Origin of the sequence: Guptibacillus hwajinpoensis (assembly GCF_005144865.1) — a bacterium.
GTDB classification, from domain to species: domain Bacteria; phylum Bacillota; class Bacilli; order Bacillales; family Guptibacillaceae; genus Guptibacillus; species Guptibacillus hwajinpoensis_A.
Genome location: NZ_SWFM01000002.1, coordinates 339,654 through 357,159 on the forward strand (window position 1 = coordinate 339,654; position 17,506 = coordinate 357,159).

The following is a 17,506-nucleotide window of genomic DNA, read 5'->3' on the forward strand; positions in this document are numbered from 1 at the left end:
TATATATTTGAAAACTTAAATTGATAATATGTTCCATTTTACATTGAAACGGGAATCACGGGGACGGTTCTCATGACTCACTCTATAAACGTGAAAAATCTGCTTGAATCTATCTTCTATATCAAAAATCTTAGGAGTGCTTATCATTATTTTGATTAGCACTCCTTTTAATATAAGATAAAAAAATCCTCCCGATGATTTTAGGTTTTGAGCTCTCAAAAACTATATACTGTGTTGGGTATAGTTATACTTCTTCATCTTCAGCTCGTGGGATGTAAGTGTACTTATATTCCTTGGTTATTCTCTTCGCAAGATATTCATACCCTTCACCATAATATTTGTTATTGGATAGTCTTCGCTGTGCTATGTATGGTGTTACTAAGTGGTGAAGGCGAACTATGGATGGTCCTGAAGCGCTTTTGAAAATCCATAGTGGTAAAAACCCTTTTTTACCATAATTCCCCAGAAATGAAAAAAGGAACATATTAGTGTTGCAGATTCAGGGTCAAGATCAACATCCTTTTTTTCACATTCATAAATTTTATGCCTGGCTTTTATCATTTCTGGTGTATCACCCTGTTGGAAATACTCCCTTATGGCTTCGAAGTTAGCCACTCGCTTTGTTGATAGGCTCATCAGAATACCTGAAACGCCAGATGCTATTGCAGCTATTCCCACTAATGTACTCAGTCTCACCTCTTGAGACAACGTAGACACTTCCTCTTGAAAAAACAATAAGCTTAGTAGAACACTTAAGGTTACCAGAGTATAAGCAATAATCCTCTTATTTACATCATTCTCCTTTTAGGTAAAATCTTCTATCTTCTATTTTAATACTTTGATAAATTAAAGTTAATAGAGAATGAGAGGGAATTGAATTTAATGGATAAAATTGAAATATTTGGGTCAGGTGGTCATAGTAAAGTAGTCATTGATATTGTTGAGAAAGAAGCTCGATATAAAATAGTGGGACTCATTGACCTATTTCAACCAATTGGAAAAGAAGTATTGGGATATGAAGTGATAGGTGATTTACAAGATTTAATAGAAATGAATGAAACTGTTCTAGGTGGAATAGTAGCAATGGGGGATAACTGGAAAAGATATAACACCGTAAAGAAAATAAAGAATCACGGGGACGGTTCTCGCGATTCACTGCAAGGTGCATGAACCTAATGGTACATAGAGGAAACATTAGGGATATTGACTGATTTCATAATAAGACTGTATTTTGCAATAGAAAAGTGCAGAGGTTTGTCACCCGTAATACTTCTCTTTATATTCTTTTAGATAATGCATTGTGGTTAAGCGGTAAATCTCTCCTTGATAAGAGAAGATATGGGCATGGTGAATCAGTCGATCCACCAATGCAGCGTTAAATCTAGAGTCTACAAATATTCTGTTCCATTGACTAAACTCTAAATTTGACGTGATGACTAAACTCTTCTGCTCGTAGAATTCAGAGATAAGTTGGAATAGTAGCTCAGAGCCCTCTTTACTAAACGGCAGGTAGCCCATTTCATCCAGGATGATTAAATCTACCTTCTCCAATTTTTCACGAAATGCTGAGAGCTTATTCAACCTTTAGGCTTGCTCCAACTCTTCTACTAAATGAGCTACACGGTAAAAACGGACTTCATAGCCACTTTGAATAACGGGGACGGTTCTCGTGATTCATTTCCCAATATAATTCTTACAAAGCTCATTCAAAAAGAAACCCAGGTAATCTAACTATTTTACGGTTAATTTACCTGGGTTTCTTTTTGTTTAAGGGTGTGAATCAGCAGAGCTGTCCTGGTGATTAACAGGGAGGATCTTAATCTGCCAAGAAAAGCATCAAGTTTTGATAAAAGTGATTGATACTGCTGAGGATGAGGTAGGTAGTTGGATAGAATCAAATTAGAGAAGGGGACATCGTTGTGTTGTGTTTTTTTGTATATAGAGGTGGTGGGTTAGTCAAAATGAAAACTATTGAAAAGACAGATGGCGAGGATATCCAATAGAAAACTATAATTTATGGATGGACTATGAGGATAGTAGTAGTTCATTGGAATTATTAAAAAGGAATATTTTGTTTAAATTATCCATAAATATGATGATTGTAGTATATAATAGATATAGAAATTAATTGCCATTCAAGGGGGAGTATGTGTGGGGTTAAGCTGCTATATGCATGAAGATCAGACATCCGTTGGAACTTGTGTAGGGTGTGGGAAATTTATTTGTCAGGAGTGTAACACAGAAGTAAAGCGGAAGAATTACTGTAAAACTTGTATTGGTGAAATTATGACAGAGAATCAAAGCAAGATTGAAAAGTTAGAAGAAAGTAAAAGTAATACAAATCCTATGGTCTTTATGAATGCTGGAGGCGGCGGTGGAGGATCTTCGAGTTCTGCAGCTAGTTCAAGTGGTTCAAATGGAACAGATCTACCAATCTACTCCAAGAATCGAATCGCAGCAGGCGTATTAGCTATCTTACTTGGTTCGTTTGGCGCACATAAGTTTTATCTTGGTAGATGGGGATGGGGAATCATTTATCTATTGTTTGTATGGACGTACATTCCAACAATCATTGGGATAATTGAAGGTGTTCTATACCTCTTTTCTAGTGATGAGTCATTTGCAGCAAAGCATGATCGCAACTTCTTCAGGCGAGCAGCTTAAGGTTAAATAATCCAAAACGCTCCTAATTCTTATAACTCTAATCGTGTACTTAAATAGATAAGTACTGTAGATGGTTATAGTTATCAGTACTCGTACCATTCTGAAAGTACAGATGGACCGATCAAATATATCTCAGTCATCAAAGAAGAAATAAATTAGGATGAAGGGGGATGCTTTGTAATGTCATTATTTATCTTTGCTGTTAGCATGTTAGGAATACTTATTGTAGGTGTTATCACGATTATTGGATTAGTGAAGCGAAATGGAAAAGGAAAAAGAAATGGACTTTCCTTGTTGGCATTGGTTATTGTATTTATCTTTAGTGTAACCGTGCTTGATGCTGGACAATCAGAAACGACTTCATCAGAGCCAGCAAAAGTGGTAGATGCCGAAGAAGAGAAAATTGATGCTGAAGAAGCTGAAGATAAAGAGGAAGAGGAAGCAAAAGAGGTAGAAGAAGCAGCGAAGAAAGCTGAAGAAGAAAAGAAGAAAGCGGAAGAGGAAGCAGAAGCTGCTAAAGCTGCTGAAGAGAAAGCTAAGAAAGAAGAGGAAGAAAAAGCTAAGAAGGAAGCGGAAGAAGCAGCGAAGAAAGAAGCTGAAGAAAAGGCTAAGAAAGAGGCGGAAGACGAAGCTAAAAAGGAAGCTGAACAAGAGGCTAAGAAAAAAGCTGAAAAGAAGCCAGAAAAATCAAGTCCTACATTGGCACAACAGAACGCAATTGGGTCAGCAGAAACATACTTATCCGTTATGGCATTTTCAAAAACTGGCTTGATTGAGCAATTAGAATTCGACGGATACAGCAATGCAGAAGCTTCTTTCGCCGTGGAAAACATTACTGTCGATTGGAACGAACAGGCGGTGAAAGCAGGGCAAACGTATCTTGATGTGATGTCTTTTTCAAGTAGCGGTCTGATTGACCAACTCGTATTTGACGGGTTTACTCAAGAGCAGGCCACTTATGCGGTCAATGAAATTGGGCTTTAAATAGAATCACGAGAATCACGGGGACGGTTCTCGTGATTCACTTCAACGTTTGTTTAAATCTCTTCAATCTTAAAGAACAGGCGAGCTAATCTATAGATTTGCTCACCTGTTCTTCTTTGTATTATGTGTGCAATGAATCAGTAGAACCGTCCCGGTGATTCGTTTACTAATTTCTTACAAATTCAGACTCAGATACAAAATATAACTCATTAATGATTTATGTGACTATAATTCTTAATGAGGCCTTGCTAGATAGATAGCAAAAAGAATGAGAATGATTCCTAGCACTATGAAAGCCTTGTATAAAAAGTTACGTTTCCAACGAGAACCACCAAGAATGGTAAAGAATATACCAAGTATGAATGACATGATCATTATATAGAATCCCATTTTATTCATTCCTTTCGAGAGTAATTATTCGTTCATGACGATTGGCTAAATCTAAATCATGAGTCACTGTAATAACAGTAGTATTAAATTCTTTATTCATATCAAAAAGTAGATTGATAATTTTTTCTTTATTTTCTAAGTCTAAAGACGCTGTTGGTTCATCTGATAAAATTAATTGGGGATTCATAATTACAGCCCTAGCAAATACAGCTCTAGATCGTTGGCCACCAGAACACTCAAGAGGTTTTTTTTTCAAAATGGGCTCAATTCCAATTTTATTAATTATTCGTTTAAAGTGTTCTTGAACAGTTTGGTCTTTTTCAATGTTAGCATACATAAGGGGCAATTTAATATTATCCTCTATGGTCAAAGAATTAATTAGTGCGGACTCCTGAAGAACAAAACCAATTTTTTGATTACGCCACTCAGCTAGTTTATTTTGTGATAAATCTTTAACAGAAGAACCAAAAAGATTATAGCTCCCTTGATATTTTGTATCAAGTAGACCAATAATATTAAGCAAAGAAGTTTTTCCAACTCCAGACTCCCCTATAATAGAAAGTCTTTCCCCACGTTCAACTTCCAACTCAAAATCATTTAAGATCGAAAGACCTTTCTTCTTGAATACTTTTTTCTGTATTTCTAGTTTAATTATACTATTCATTTTAACACCCCCACGGAGATCGGAATACTTTTAATTTTTTTTATCGTAAGTTCAACAATTGTAAACCCAATAATAAAATCTATAAAAAGAACAATAAGTAAAGCAATCCAATCCTTACTAATTAAGCCAAATATTCCGTAAGTCGCAAAAGTTGAGTCTTTTCTTAACCAAAAGCCGTATCTATCGAAAGCGGTTATCACAAATAATATGGCTAGATTAATAGAAAACAATATTCCAAAATAACTATAAAAAATTGCTCTTAGTTTTGAATAACTTAATCCAACTAATAAATTGATTGTAAAGTCTTTTATCATTAATCGAATACTTACTAAAGTATTCCAGGTAGCTAGACACACAATTATTATGAGTAAAATAAAGGTAATAGTACAGATGATTTTTAATGAATTAACATAATAATCTTCAAAGTAATTAAAGTTTTCTTGTTGACTAAAAAAGTTAAATTCTAAACCTAGATTTTCTTGGATATGTTCTTTTAAATTCATTGATTTCTCTTTTGTCGAATCAAGAAGCGCAATGTCCATCAAACTATTAACGTGAAGGTCAAGACCCGCACTTTGAATAAATTTTTCATTCACAGGTATAAAAATTGAAAAATTGAAATAATTCTTTGAATTTGGAGCATAAAAATTAGAACGACGAGTATTCTTTTTCAAGACTCCTTGAACTTTTAAATTGACTAATTGTTGGGTGACAGGATCTGTAATCTCAATATTTGACCCTACAGGATATGTGGTGGCCAGACCTGCACCTACTAAAACGGGTATTTTTTCTTTATTAAAATTATAATTGAAGGTTAATTGGTTTCCTTGAGATAATTTAAATTGATTTAACTTATAAGCCTCTTCATTGATATAATTGAAAGAAACTTCCATATTATGTTTATTATCTAATGGAGTGACAAAACCATCTGCTCGCAGAGCATAAGTATAATTGTTGTTTAAATATTCATATACTTTTTGGGTATCATCTATTTTAAATTTACCAAAATCAGCTTCACTATCTGGGTCTAGATTAGCAATAAAAGTTCCTTCTTGATTCAGAGTTTCCATTTCTTGATAACCTTGGTAAGTTGAAATAATTGAACGAGCAGTAGTAAAAGAAAGATAATTAGCTAAAAAAAGTAATAATATCATCCCCAAAACAAGTATCCATCTTTTCAGAAATATTCTAGTTATAAAAAATTGTAAAATTCTCATTTTCTTTGCACCTGACCTACACTAATTAATATATATATAATAAAAATTAAAACTAAGTAGAGATTGCTTGTTACATTCAGCTCTAAATAGAAGTTTAATGAAAGTGAAAGTAAAAAGCTAAACACTAATATAGATAGACTATTCATGATATATCGAATTATAATATTTACCATTGTATCTCCTACAAGTATTCGGCAGGATATTTCTGTTTTCCTACGGTTTAAAAATTGATAGTGAAATACTATTATAATAAATGTAAGGAAAATATTTATTATGAGTTGATAATCTATAATACTTTTTAAAAAAGACTTTATAATAGAAGAACCTTCTAAATTCAAAGTTTGAACATAAATAATTATTAAGTTTGAAGCAAAACAGATTAGATAGATAGCAAAAGCCTCAAAAACGTCGATAAATCTAAATAAAGAATATTTCATAAACTACTCCTTAAAGATGGCATCTATAAATTATAGTATCACCTTTTAATAAACACCAACTATGTAGCTGTGAAAACAATAAGTTATTATTCATAATTAAAGTAATGCGATACTTTATACAATTTAAAAGTCGATGACATTATACCTATTTAAAATCGGGCCCTGTAGGAAAAATACCTATCAGGCCCGAACAATTTTCCATAATTCAATAATTAAATCTCATAGATACTTCATTAAATTTTGTTCAGCGAATCAATTTCACAATTAAATCCTTTGAAGAAAGACAAACATGCAGAATGTACGTCCCTTATGTAGCCAATCTTGAAGCATTATAAACCTAGGTAACGAGGTCAAAATGGATTTTGGACCGTTTGACCGTGTGATACGAAACATTATTGGTTTGTGTGGTGCTTACTCAATTCGACATTTTGGGGAGGTACTTTTTTGTGTCTTAAAACCCTTGAAGCTCTAAAGGGTAAAGGTTTGAAATTGATTCAAGCAGATATCTTAAAGAATTCAAATGGGAAAAATTATCTTAAAGACCCACGGTTCCAATTAAATTTCGTATTATACTTGTCTCCCCATCGTAAATCGTCATAAACAGAACCTGTCACTTTGGAACTATAGGCTGTTTTACTTAGTAAAGTTCTACCATCTCGTGAATATTTAAACGAAGTCCATTTATATGGTGAACTATAATAATTCCAGGCGGCACCATCATATCTAATTTCATAAGATTCTACAGAAGAGGCTCCACTAGCACTATATCCGAAAGATGCCGCAGACGCTGTACTTCCTATACCCAATCCCATTGCACCAACTACCAACCCCGAGATAATAAACTTTTTCGCTTTCTTTTTCATAGTACATTCCTTCTTTCTATTAGTATTTATTACAGTAAAAATTTAACATAGTATCCATTAAAGTACAACAGGTGGTGTCAAAAATGTTGTGTAAATCTCAATAGGGGGATTCCCTCGAACCTGTTAAGAATCACGGGGACGGTTCTCGTGATTCACTTCAATGTTTGATTAAATCTCTTCAATCTTAAAGAACAGGCGAGCTAATCTATAGATTTGCTCACCTGTTCTTCTTTGTATTATGTGTGCAATGAATCAGTAGAACCGTCCCGGTGATTCACTAACAAAAAATGCATTGCTAATAATAGAAGCTCAAGAATCTACCGATTCTTGAGCTTCTTCAACTTCCTCTATCTATCCCCTGGCACAACATTATGATTATGACAGAACACATTTTTAGGATCATACATGTTCTTAACGTTCACTAGACGTTCGTAATTCCCACGGAACGCAGCTTTGACAACTTTCTCGCTTGGTGTAATGCCATTTAAGTAAGAAGCTTCGTGATGGGCGGATGATAGTAGACTTCCATAAACCGAATCTACCCACTGTTTGCATAGATCAAGTTCCACATCCATCGCCATGATATCAACAAGAAGAACGAAGTTAGCATCTCGGATAGCGTATGGCGTTTCGTTTGTAGCGACACGGTTCATTTTGCCATGAAGCGACCAGAGTTGAACAAGTACACTCGGTGCTGGAGCGTGATCAATTTTAGTTAAGATTGTATCGATCACGTCATCTGTTAGTCCTTTGAAGTAGAGGGAGGTTCCGTGTACGGGAACGTGCTCTGGGACCATGATGTCGAGCTTGCTTTGCAGCTGGGTATACGGCATGATGCCTGTCCCATCAACGATCGGTTCTGCTAGTTCTCTCAAAGGTTTGATGACCTCTTCGCCTATGGAAGGCGTTCCAGCGAACATGCCAGTCAACATGATGACTTTTTTCATATGTAGAAAATCTGGGATGAACGGTGCAGGAGGCAAGGTTGTCATCGTCAGGTTAATCGAGACCTCATCAGGGGCATCGTTCATATAGGTTTGTGCTTTCTTAATAACGTCTTTCGCGTCTTTGTAATCATACATTACATCAAGCGCTAACACTTCAGGACCCACTTCATGGAGCTGGTAGACAAACTCAGTGACGACCCCGAAGTTACCGCCGCCTCCACGGAGTGCCCAGAAGAGGTCAGGATGACTCGTTTCGTTTACTTCGATCAATTCACCTGATGCTGTAACAACTGTTGCTCCAACGAGGTTGTCGCACGTAAGGCCATATTTTCCTCTTAAATAGCCTAGTCCACCGTTCAGTGTTAAGCCAGCAATCCCGGTCTCAGATACGGTTCCAGTCGGTGTGGCAAGTCCGTATTTTTGTGTTTCGTTATCTACATCCTTTAAAGTGGCTCCCCCTTGTACATATGCCACTTTCTTTTCAGTATCTACCGTAACCTTTTTCATGTTAGATAGGTCGATCATCACAGCATGATCACCTACCGCAAGACCTCCCAGGTGATGCCCGCCAGCTTTGACTGAAACGGTAAGGTTGTTCTCATGAGCGAAAGCAACGCCAGCTTTTACGTCCTCTTCGGTTTCACAACGCACAATCAAACCTGGTTTACGATCAATCGCACTGTTCCACACCTTGCGTGCCTCATCAAAATTCTCGTGGTTTGGCAAAATTAATCGATCGCCAACCTGCTTTTCTAATGTTTGAAACATAAAATCCCCCCAATTGGATTAAATAAAACAGACGTTCATTATAACATACGATGGATAATAATGGATCGGTATAATAATAAAAAATAGAAATAAAGGGAAATTTTATAAGTACATAGGAGTAGGAGAAAAAGCCTACTATACAAAAACTTGAAATGTCTATAAGTCTTTTTCAAGAAGAAAAGTAATGTTATTACTTTCGGTGCTAGTACTAATGCACATTGCGGTCATTTTGCTTGGTGGATTTCTTCGAGGTAGTTTGAGGAGTAAGGAGAGAGGTATCGAATAGATTCAATAAGGAGATGGAAGTGATAAAAGAGACTGTGAAAAACAATCGGTGGGAAGCTGTGTTAGGGTTCTTTTATGTTGCTTTAATCGTTGGTTTTATCGTGTTAATGTTCGATTCGAACCCTGATAATAATCTTTTTGCCGCGGGACTTTTCATGACGTACTGCTTTGTTCGAATCCTACGTTATGGAATAAGAGAACGGACAGAGGGTAATAAGAATCATGCTTTATATCATTATGGACTGGCCATTATCGCCGGTATGGTTATCGTTGCAGTAGGGGTGACTTATTTGTTTGGGCTGTAGGTTTTTTTGCACTGCTATTGCTCCACTAATAATTCAAAAAAAGCCATATCAACATGCATGGTGCATGGTGGTATGGCTTTGATAATATTGGTTAAGTTGTACTTATTCAAATCACTCAAACAACGGCTTAAATTAAGACATATTTGATTAATCCTTTTGATTTTCAGTTTTACTTCGAACCAGCAATTTCACCAAATATAATAAAGAAAATGATAGCTAGTACGAATAATAAAATAGCGTATATAATTAGTAAGATTCTAGCTGCAAACCAATTAAACTTACTATAAAGTCTATTAGCTACAAATTCAGTTATGCCAAATATAGGGAATGACAGCACCATTAAAAAATCCAAGTCATGAACTACCCAACGATATAATCCATGACCTGCAGATTTACTTATTAGATATAGAAAAGAAAATAATAGATTAAAGGTTAAAGCCATTCCGATAACGCCGCACGCTATTGCAAGAAACTCCATCAAGTTTATAACATCCTTTATTGTATTAGTTGATTAATTTTATATCCACCCGAATAACTTATCTGTTCATTCATTCAATGTATATTTAATAGAATCACGGGGACGGTTCTCGTGATTCATTTCTGAGTTTAATAGTTTAAAAAATACGGAAGATAAATAGGAGGTTAGCCGTTTTATGGATCAGTTGACCTGGTTTTTGTTTATATAAAAAGTGTGAATCAGTAGAACCATCCCAGTGATGCAGTATCTGGAGCCAATCGTTCTCGTGATTCTGTAGTCCATTCGTGTACTAGTGTTATGTTGCTACTATAATAAGTCAAACAAAATAAAGAACAAGATGGCTAGTATCACCAATAAAATCGAGTAAAGGATTAGAAGAATTCTAGCTTTAAACCAATTGTATTTTTCATATAATGTACTTGCTACGTATTGTGTCAATCCGAATAATGGAGCAGTCACGATGACTAGAATTTCTAAGTCATCATGTGAAGTCCAGCGATAAAACCCTTTCCCTGCCGATTTACTAAGCATATATAACAATGAAAACAACAAATTACTGATTAGAAAGAATCCAATAGCACCACAACACACAGCTAAAATATTCATTTTATGTATCAAATCCTTTTCGCTAATTCGATGGGTGTTACTATCTAGATTCACGGTTACGGTTCTCGTGATTCACTTCAATGTTGGATTAAATCTCTTCAACCTTAAAGAACAGGTGAGCAAATCTATAGATTAACTCACCTGTTCCCTTTTGTATTTTGTGTACAAATGAATCAGCAGAACCGTCCCATGACTACATTCTTACTAATTGTCTTCTATATGACATTTAAGAATTTAATTAACTCATCTGAAGACTGGAATTTAAAAGAATAGCCATAATGAATAAGACTCTTACCAGTATGTTGTCTTTTAGGGAACTGCGTGAAAGAGGTATTATGATTTAAACCGTCTGACTTAGCGAGAAGGTTATGGTTAGCTTCCGAATCACGGGGAAGGTTCTCGTGATTCAAAATAAATGAATTTTCCTCTATTAATACTAAAAAAAGCAGATGAGTTAATCATTATATGATTAACTCATCTGCTTTTCTTCTTTTATGTAAACGAGAGAATCAGAAGAATCGTTCTGGTGACCTTAGCATGGAAGGGTACCATTGATGATGGTAAAATAATTGAAGGTATTTGGGAGTTTTAGTAGTTTATCAAACAATAATTTAGGACTTCAAAAGAGAGGGGAACATGGATATTTTCTTCTTTATAACGTTAATGATTTCGGTTTGTGCATTTATAATAGGAATGATCAATCCACGATTGGTTTTACCATGGATAACGAAAAAAATGAGATCACGGGTAAAGGTTTTTAGAACTTACAGTACTACTTCGATGTTATCGCTTTTTCTTGACGCATTCATTTTCAATCCCGATTTAAGCTACAACGATAAGCTCGTTGAATCACTTATATCTATAGGGTATTACTGTGGCACTATGGCTATACTAGCGCTTATTAATCCGATAATACCATTTAATTTTTCTCGAGGTGAGCCTACAAAAAACAGGATGTTCCTAACTTATTCAGCAGCTATGCTAGTGTTTATCATAAGTAGTAGTTTGTTTATGTCTTGGCTAACCCTATTGGATAAAATCTTAATGCTTACGTTAGTTATTATGATTTATAGCGTTTCAGTTATATTGCTCAGCTTCATTATACGCTTATTTAAGGTGTTAATGGGATGGTTCTCATAATACATTCTAACTTTAATTAGGTTTTTAAGGCTAATAGATAAAGAAACAGGTGGCTAACTATTATTTCAGTTTGTTTAAACTCTGAGTTGAATCACGAGAACCGTCCCCGTGATTCCCAATCCCAAGCCAGGGGAAGTGTCGCTTGCACATAGAGGCGTATTATTTCTAAATGAAATAGGTGAATTCTCAAATTAATATATATAAGTTAAAATTGGAAAGAGAATAATATTGTGATATAATATATCGGTTGTTTATAATTTTAGGAGGGCTTTTTATGAAGAAAATAGTATCATTTTTAATGATAGGTTTAATTAGTGTTCTTACATTCCTACCGATGAACCAAGCAGAAGCAGCCATGTCAAGTTGGCAATCTGTATACGGTATTTCTGGATGTGAAGTAAGAGTATGGACAGATTATTCAGCATATACTTCGAGTGCTACAACAATCGATTGGTATGCAGAAAGCAGAGACTGTCCTAAATTAAATTATGAGGCGAGCGTTGATTCGTATGGTTCAACTTTTGTTGATACTCCTACTCTTAAAGGGTATTTTAGTTATAGAACACCCATTAAGTCATTCTATTTAAGAGACTTGTCAGATCTTTATGGGGATCCTGGTAGTTATGTTGGAGTTGAATTGTATAAAAATGGATCTTTAGTAGATGTCGTAGAATCAAGTACTTTTAATATTTATAACAGATAACTAATATTCATGTGCAACAAGAAAATATTTAGCATCCAGAATTATAATCTCTGGATGTTTTTTTAATAAGTAATAATTAGATTATTAAATTTATATGGTATCTCGGACGGAACCATAGATACTGAACTGTTTTTCTGCAGTAATGGTACTAGCTTTTTCTTATCTATTTTTTGAGATTTCCTGTTTCTTTGCAATGTTTTTATTGGAAATTATACTTCTTCCTTTTGTGTGTATCGTTCGTTATCAGAAAAAATTAATAGATGCCACGCCTTTTCCACAAATTTAGTCGGGGAAATATGAGACTATGGTCTGAATTATATTTTCCAGAAAGGTATTGATAAAGATATGTCTACAGGACAACTTACTTATACAAAAAGAAAAACCAGGACATTAATCAATAGAATGATTAGTCTCCGTTAATCCCTATTAACTTTTTTTAGAACTGAGCCAACAAAAAAGAAAATGTTCGTAACCTATTCAGGAGCAATGCTAGTGGCTATTATAATTGGTAGTTTGTTTTTGCGGGGACTAACCTTACTAGATAGAATAGTAATAGTTTCGTTAGTTATTTTCATTTACAGCATATCGGTTTTAGTGCTCAGCTTCATTGTGCGTATATTAAAGAAACTCAAGGGTAATTCTCTTAATTCTTCTCAAGAATTAAACTAATTGATCCAAATATAAGTAAACGAAAAAACAGGTGGCTAACCGCTCTAGTGATTAGTTCACCTGGTTTTTTTCGTTATATAAGCGAGTTAATCAGTAGATCCGTCCCCGTGAGACGGTTCTCGTGATTCTATACTGAAATAACTGCGTGAGTAAAGGGGTGGAATAAGGGACATGGGGACGGAGGGACATAGGTACCTGTCCCTCCGTCCCTTAACCTATTATTAAAAAGGCGCTTCATCAATGCTCCTTCTTCTCCTTATTTTTAAAGCGATTTCCAAATGCAATAATTAAAAATACAATCACAGCAGAAGAGATGTTGATAATGAGTGGATCTTCTAATATGAGGTTAATAATTACTACTAGCACTAGAGCAATAAGGGAAGCTATCGTTGCACCTTTTGCTTTTTGAGCCAATTAAATCACCTCTCTTTAAGGGGTACTAGCTTCTATTACAACTCCGGGATAAACTGCCGTTACTATGACCGGTTCGGCATATCGATCGACGAATTCATTAATAACAAATTCTGCTAGAGCAAACATAAAAGCAGCTCCAATTCCAGTACCGAAAATATAACCAAGGAAAGTAACACCAGCGGTAACTGTTCCTCTCTCTAGAACGGATACAACATATTCAGATAGGGAAGTCTCGATGCCCCACCAATAAAATTTTATATCGTTCTCTCCGTATTCAACATCATCTGGTGAATAACATTTTTCAGGAGGGCAAGTAGGGTCTTGTTGAGATTCCTCGCTTTGTCCAACAAGAGTTACAACATTCGTTGCAACGGTTGCATCTTTTAAGTCGAATTCCCTCATTGCTTCGTTTGTAACCTCTAATTGATCAACTACCTGTTGAGCTTTTTCTTCACCCAAATCACTCTTTAGCGCTTCTAAGTCCACATCAGAAATTCCAAAGCTATAGTAATACGGGTCTGGTAGATTTTCTTGATCTGGTGTTGTTCCGTCATTTGTAGCAGCATTAGTAGCATTCATTCCGTAAAAAGGATCATCTTTTGTATCTTTGGGAGGGTAAGGTGGGACTTCACCACCTTCAGAAGGCTCTATGTGGTCATCTACACCTCCTTCATCACTTCCACTTTCGGTCGTATCGGTTGGTTCTTCGGGTTCACTTCCGTCGGATGTGCTTGGCGGTTGCGTGTGTGAGCCTACTGCTTTTATGTAAGGATCGGCAGCCTGAATGATCTCATCACTTAATACTTGATTCGTAGCAGCTTCCACTTTATTTTCAGTTAAACTACCGAACGGAGCTAAGATAAAACCTAACAACATGAACACTAAGCTTGATACTAAGACCTTTTTCTTGCGCATTACATTTTCGATTTTGATAACCCCCAAATATATTTTATTTTCCATTCTTTTGGAAACTACCCCTGGGGTTGAGGCTGTAAACGTAAATGTCAAAAAAATAAGAATTTTTTTGCAAATAAATTAGTATAACCGTTCCCGAGATTCTATTTTAAATACAACACAACCGGCTATCTGTTTGAGTTGGAAGGTGTGGAGGGGTTATCGCAAAGTTTGATTTATAGGGCGTGAATTAATGGGGACGGCCTAAGTTAAAGATGAAAGTGATAAGTAAACAATTTACTAGATTTACTGAATTAAAGTTAACTTAATACAAGTGAATAACAGAACCGTCCGCTATTTCATGATCAACGGGGTTCCACCCGCGATATCTCTTCCATTATTAGTTGTTATACTTAAGGTTTCTTCCTTTACATCTGTTTAATTTTCACTCTGTTCTTCCTCCGCCCAAATTCCTAAGCCATTTTCTTTTGCAAACTCTTCAGCTTTCCTTAAACGATTTTCATACTTACTATCTGAGACATCATCGCTAAGAGTTGCCATACCTTGCTTCACCATTTCTTCATTAACTAACATGTCTTCAATCCAGATATACGCTTGCAACACATCATTTTCATTTGTACTTATTACTTCTAACTGAAAGGTTCCTGCTCTTGTAAGTATTCGCTCTAATAATTCTACTGATTCATCATTATCACCAAATTCATCTATCGAGTCGATCATGATTAAGTTAACAAGACCAGTGGTGTTACCATAATATGCTTTAATTGCATTGCCTATTATCATTTCATCTAGACTTGCCTGCATCATCTCTCCCTTCTTTTCTTGGGATGAGTCTTCTACTTGAGCACCATTTTCAACCTCTTCCTTAATAGCGGTTACAGTTTCATCTCTACTTATATCGTCAAATGGTTTTTCTGCATTATTCGTAATAGCAATTGACAACAAAATGGTGGCGATACCCGCTAGAATACTAAATCCCCACCGAGTAGCATTAATATTATTGTAATAGCCATCTAGATTCACCTTTAGTTGAGGAGGTTTATTAACGTGAGTCAATATTATAGGTTGAACACCTTCTATGTGATTTGATTTAATAGAGACATTTTTTAAAGTATCTAAATCTCTAAAATCTTTAAAAGCTTCAATACTTGTTTTATTAGGATATAGATCCAAATAAGATTTGGTTTTACTGAATATATAAAAACAGCGCTGATAAGAATCAAGTAACCTCTCTTCCAAATGAATGTTAGAAAAAAGAGGAGACAATATGTCAATATAGCACATTAAATCTTGTTCAAAAGCCATTACATCATCCAGGAAATCATCTTCTACATCTTTAAATTCTCTTTTCATTCTAAGGTAAGAATCATTCCACTTATGAACTTGTTGATATATTTTCTCTGTTTGTTCGTTATAAAGAGCTTTTTTCTCCTCCTGAAGGAGTGCATCCATTTCTATTGATTTTGATCTTAAACCCTTAATTCTAACCATAAGATTTTTGTGTTTTACAGTAAAATCATCAATTTTCTTTTGATATTTTTCGCTTTCTCTAATTTTAGCTTTCAATGTCTTCGTACCAAATAAAACCGGAAGTTTAAATTCTTCCCACTCTTTTTTGAGTTGTTGGATGTTTGGATAGATCTCTTCTAATTCTTTGTTATAGTACGTTACTTCTTTATTATATAACTCATATTCTGGTAGGAGATCCTCTTTCCAAAACCGAATAGCGTTCGTTTCACCTTTTACATTTTCATATTCCAACACCCACCTATTAACCTTCTTAATAGTATTTATTTTATCAGGTGTAACATTAAAGTGAGCTTGGAGAAATAAAAGTTCTTTGTATGCAGGTTCTACTAATTCACGTTCTTTTAACAATACAAATAACTCATTTTCTATAAAAGTTTTCAGTGAATATCTAAGTGGGAAATTAGTGAATTTTTTGTTTTGAGTTACAATTAATTGATTTATCTTTGTAAGTGAATTGGCTAGTCTTGTGAATAATTTGTTATTTTTCCTTTCGCTTGTCTTTTCGATATGTAAAATTAAAGGCTCAATGACATTCCAATTACTCCATTTCAACAATTCAGAATTAGATTCCAATTTGCCCTCAAGCGCTTCACTTGCAGATATACCTATTAATCCATTAACAAGCCCGTTTACTCTTCTAAACGATGCTTCAAGAAACTCTTCCAAACTTTCTTCTTCATCATTATGTAAATCGATCCGATTTACGACACCATAAGGCACTAAACCAATCTCACGCATTTTCTTCAATTGAGAGAGTTCGGACTGGGTACCTAAATTTTGGTAATTAAAGAGCCATATTACTTCATCCGCTCGCTTCATAAATTCAATTGTTGCAGAAGTATGCGATTCATACCCAGAATTCAAACCAGGAGAATCAACGATTGTTAAATTTTCTAAACGTTTTTCTGGTAACCTTAATTCAATATATGAAACACTGTGAAGAGTACCTTGCCATTTACCCTCGCTCTCCACAGTCAATTGTTCAAGTTCTGAACGATCGAAACGCTCTGAATGACCATCCACATAATGACCAATGACCTCTTCTTCATCGCCATAAGTTAATTTTGTAACAACAGAAGTAGCTGGGATGATATCCGATGTAAGTACCCTCTTACCTAGAAGCGCATTAATAAAAGTAGACTTTCCAGCATTAAACTCACCAGCTATTAACAACATTGGTGGGTCATATATATCCTGTTGTATTGATTTAAGTTCACTTAATATAACTACATGCTTAGCGGGTACCCAATTTTTTAATCGCTCAATAGTTTCATAAAGTCTCATTTTCCAATCCATAACAGCTACCCCTCCTTACAAGTTGAATCGTTAAAGGTTTATTGTCCTATACTTAAATTTCTAGATGGAAATCTGTCTACCTCCAATATATGCCATTGTTATTACTTTAACGGTGTTGTGGAAGTCGGTAAGGGCATATCCCGCTTTCTATATTCTAAGCAAAAATCCTTAATGAATTGGAAGAGTATATAGTGACAGGCTGAAGTAGTTAATCAATGAAACAAGAAAGAT

The 17,506-nt window shown here is 35.1% G+C and carries 16 protein-coding genes; 6 read left to right on the top strand and 10 right to left on the bottom strand.

Going from position 1 to position 17,506, the window contains the following annotated elements:
* Nucleotides 1–396: 396 nt before the first annotated feature.
* Nucleotides 397–708 (bottom strand): hypothetical protein, encoded by a 312-nt coding sequence (locus FBF83_RS09020; RefSeq protein WP_136946824.1) that lies wholly within the window; start codon nt 706–708, stop codon nt 397–399.
* A gap of 174 nt (nt 709–882) precedes the next feature.
* On the opposite strand from FBF83_RS09020, the gene FBF83_RS09025 reads away from it, so the two are divergent.
* Nucleotides 883–1,170, top strand: coding sequence for a hypothetical protein (locus FBF83_RS09025; RefSeq protein ID WP_136946825.1), 288 nt, complete (start codon nt 883–885; stop codon nt 1,168–1,170).
* Nucleotides 1,171–1,257: 87 nt separating this feature from the next.
* On the opposite strand, the gene FBF83_RS09030 is transcribed toward FBF83_RS09025, so the two are convergent.
* Nucleotides 1,258–1,581 carry an ATP-binding protein gene (locus FBF83_RS09030; protein WP_240688040.1) on the bottom strand — a complete coding sequence of 108 codons (324 nt, stop codon included), beginning with the start codon at nt 1,579–1,581 and terminating at the stop codon, nt 1,258–1,260.
* A 570-nt stretch (nt 1,582–2,151) separates the two neighbouring features.
* On the opposite strand from FBF83_RS09030, the gene FBF83_RS21355 reads away from it, so the two are divergent.
* Nucleotides 2,152–2,664, top strand: a complete 513-nt coding sequence (locus FBF83_RS21355; protein ID WP_338109123.1) for a TM2 domain-containing protein — start codon at nt 2,152–2,154, stop codon at nt 2,662–2,664.
* Between the two features lie 180 nt (nt 2,665–2,844).
* Complete coding sequence (locus tag FBF83_RS09040) at nt 2,845–3,648, top strand: Ltp family lipoprotein (protein WP_240688041.1); 804 nt, start codon at nt 2,845–2,847, stop codon at nt 3,646–3,648.
* A gap of 391 nt (nt 3,649–4,039) precedes the next feature.
* Here the strand turns inward: FBF83_RS09040 and FBF83_RS09045 are convergent, their stop codons facing one another.
* The 4 genes from FBF83_RS09045 to FBF83_RS09065 all read right to left on the bottom strand — a co-directional run bounded on the left by FBF83_RS09045 (nt 4,040) and on the right by FBF83_RS09065 (nt 8,934).
* A complete protein-coding gene (locus FBF83_RS09045; RefSeq protein WP_136946826.1) occupies nt 4,040–4,702 on the bottom strand; it encodes an ABC transporter ATP-binding protein in 663 nt (220 codons plus the stop codon).
* Nucleotides 4,699–5,919 carry a peptide ABC transporter permease gene (locus FBF83_RS09050; protein WP_136946827.1) on the bottom strand — a complete coding sequence of 407 codons (1,221 nt, stop codon included), beginning with the start codon at nt 5,917–5,919 and terminating at the stop codon, nt 4,699–4,701. The genes FBF83_RS09045 and FBF83_RS09050 overlap by 4 nt, the downstream gene beginning before the upstream one ends.
* A gap of 967 nt (nt 5,920–6,886) precedes the next feature.
* On the bottom strand, nt 6,887–7,219 hold the full coding sequence (locus tag FBF83_RS09060) for a hypothetical protein (RefSeq protein WP_136946829.1): 333 nt from the start codon (nt 7,217–7,219) through the stop codon (nt 6,887–6,889).
* A gap of 347 nt (nt 7,220–7,566) precedes the next feature.
* Nucleotides 7,567–8,934 carry an FAD-binding oxidoreductase gene (locus FBF83_RS09065; protein ID WP_136946830.1) on the bottom strand — a complete coding sequence of 456 codons (1,368 nt, stop codon included), beginning with the start codon at nt 8,932–8,934 and terminating at the stop codon, nt 7,567–7,569.
* A 305-nt stretch (nt 8,935–9,239) separates the two neighbouring features.
* On the opposite strand from FBF83_RS09065, the gene FBF83_RS09070 reads away from it, so the two are divergent.
* A complete protein-coding gene (locus tag FBF83_RS09070) occupies nt 9,240–9,524 on the top strand; it encodes a hypothetical protein (protein ID WP_136946831.1) in 285 nt (94 codons plus the stop codon).
* A 169-nt stretch (nt 9,525–9,693) separates the two neighbouring features.
* On the opposite strand, the gene FBF83_RS09075 is transcribed toward FBF83_RS09070, so the two are convergent.
* Entirely contained in the window at nt 9,694–10,002 is a 309-nt protein-coding gene (locus FBF83_RS09075; RefSeq protein WP_136947160.1) for a hypothetical protein, read from the bottom strand.
* Between the two features lie 1,854 nt (nt 10,003–11,856).
* Here FBF83_RS09075 and FBF83_RS21430 point away from each other — a divergent pair.
* Together FBF83_RS21430 and FBF83_RS09090 are read left to right on the top strand one after the other, a co-directional pair.
* Complete coding sequence (locus FBF83_RS21430) at nt 11,857–11,943, top strand: ATP-binding protein (protein ID WP_420875129.1); 87 nt, start codon at nt 11,857–11,859, stop codon at nt 11,941–11,943.
* A 79-nt stretch (nt 11,944–12,022) separates the two neighbouring features.
* Nucleotides 12,023–12,451, top strand: coding sequence for a hypothetical protein (locus tag FBF83_RS09090; RefSeq protein ID WP_136946833.1), 429 nt, complete (start codon nt 12,023–12,025; stop codon nt 12,449–12,451).
* 906 nt (nt 12,452–13,357) lie between these two features.
* Here the strand turns inward: FBF83_RS09090 and FBF83_RS20815 are convergent.
* The 3 genes from FBF83_RS20815 to FBF83_RS09100 form a co-directional block, all read right to left on the bottom strand.
* The gene (locus FBF83_RS20815; protein WP_169525294.1) at nt 13,358–13,534 is read right to left on the bottom strand and encodes a hypothetical protein; all 177 of its coding nucleotides are present in this window, start codon (nt 13,532–13,534) and stop codon (nt 13,358–13,360) included.
* A gap of 15 nt (nt 13,535–13,549) precedes the next feature.
* On the bottom strand, nt 13,550–14,494 hold the full coding sequence (locus FBF83_RS09095) for a hypothetical protein (RefSeq protein ID WP_136946834.1): 945 nt from the start codon (nt 14,492–14,494) through the stop codon (nt 13,550–13,552).
* Between the two features lie 372 nt (nt 14,495–14,866).
* A complete protein-coding gene (locus FBF83_RS09100; protein ID WP_136946835.1) occupies nt 14,867–17,275 on the bottom strand; it encodes a dynamin family protein in 2,409 nt (802 codons plus the stop codon).
* Between the last annotated feature and the right edge of the window lie 231 nt (nt 17,276–17,506).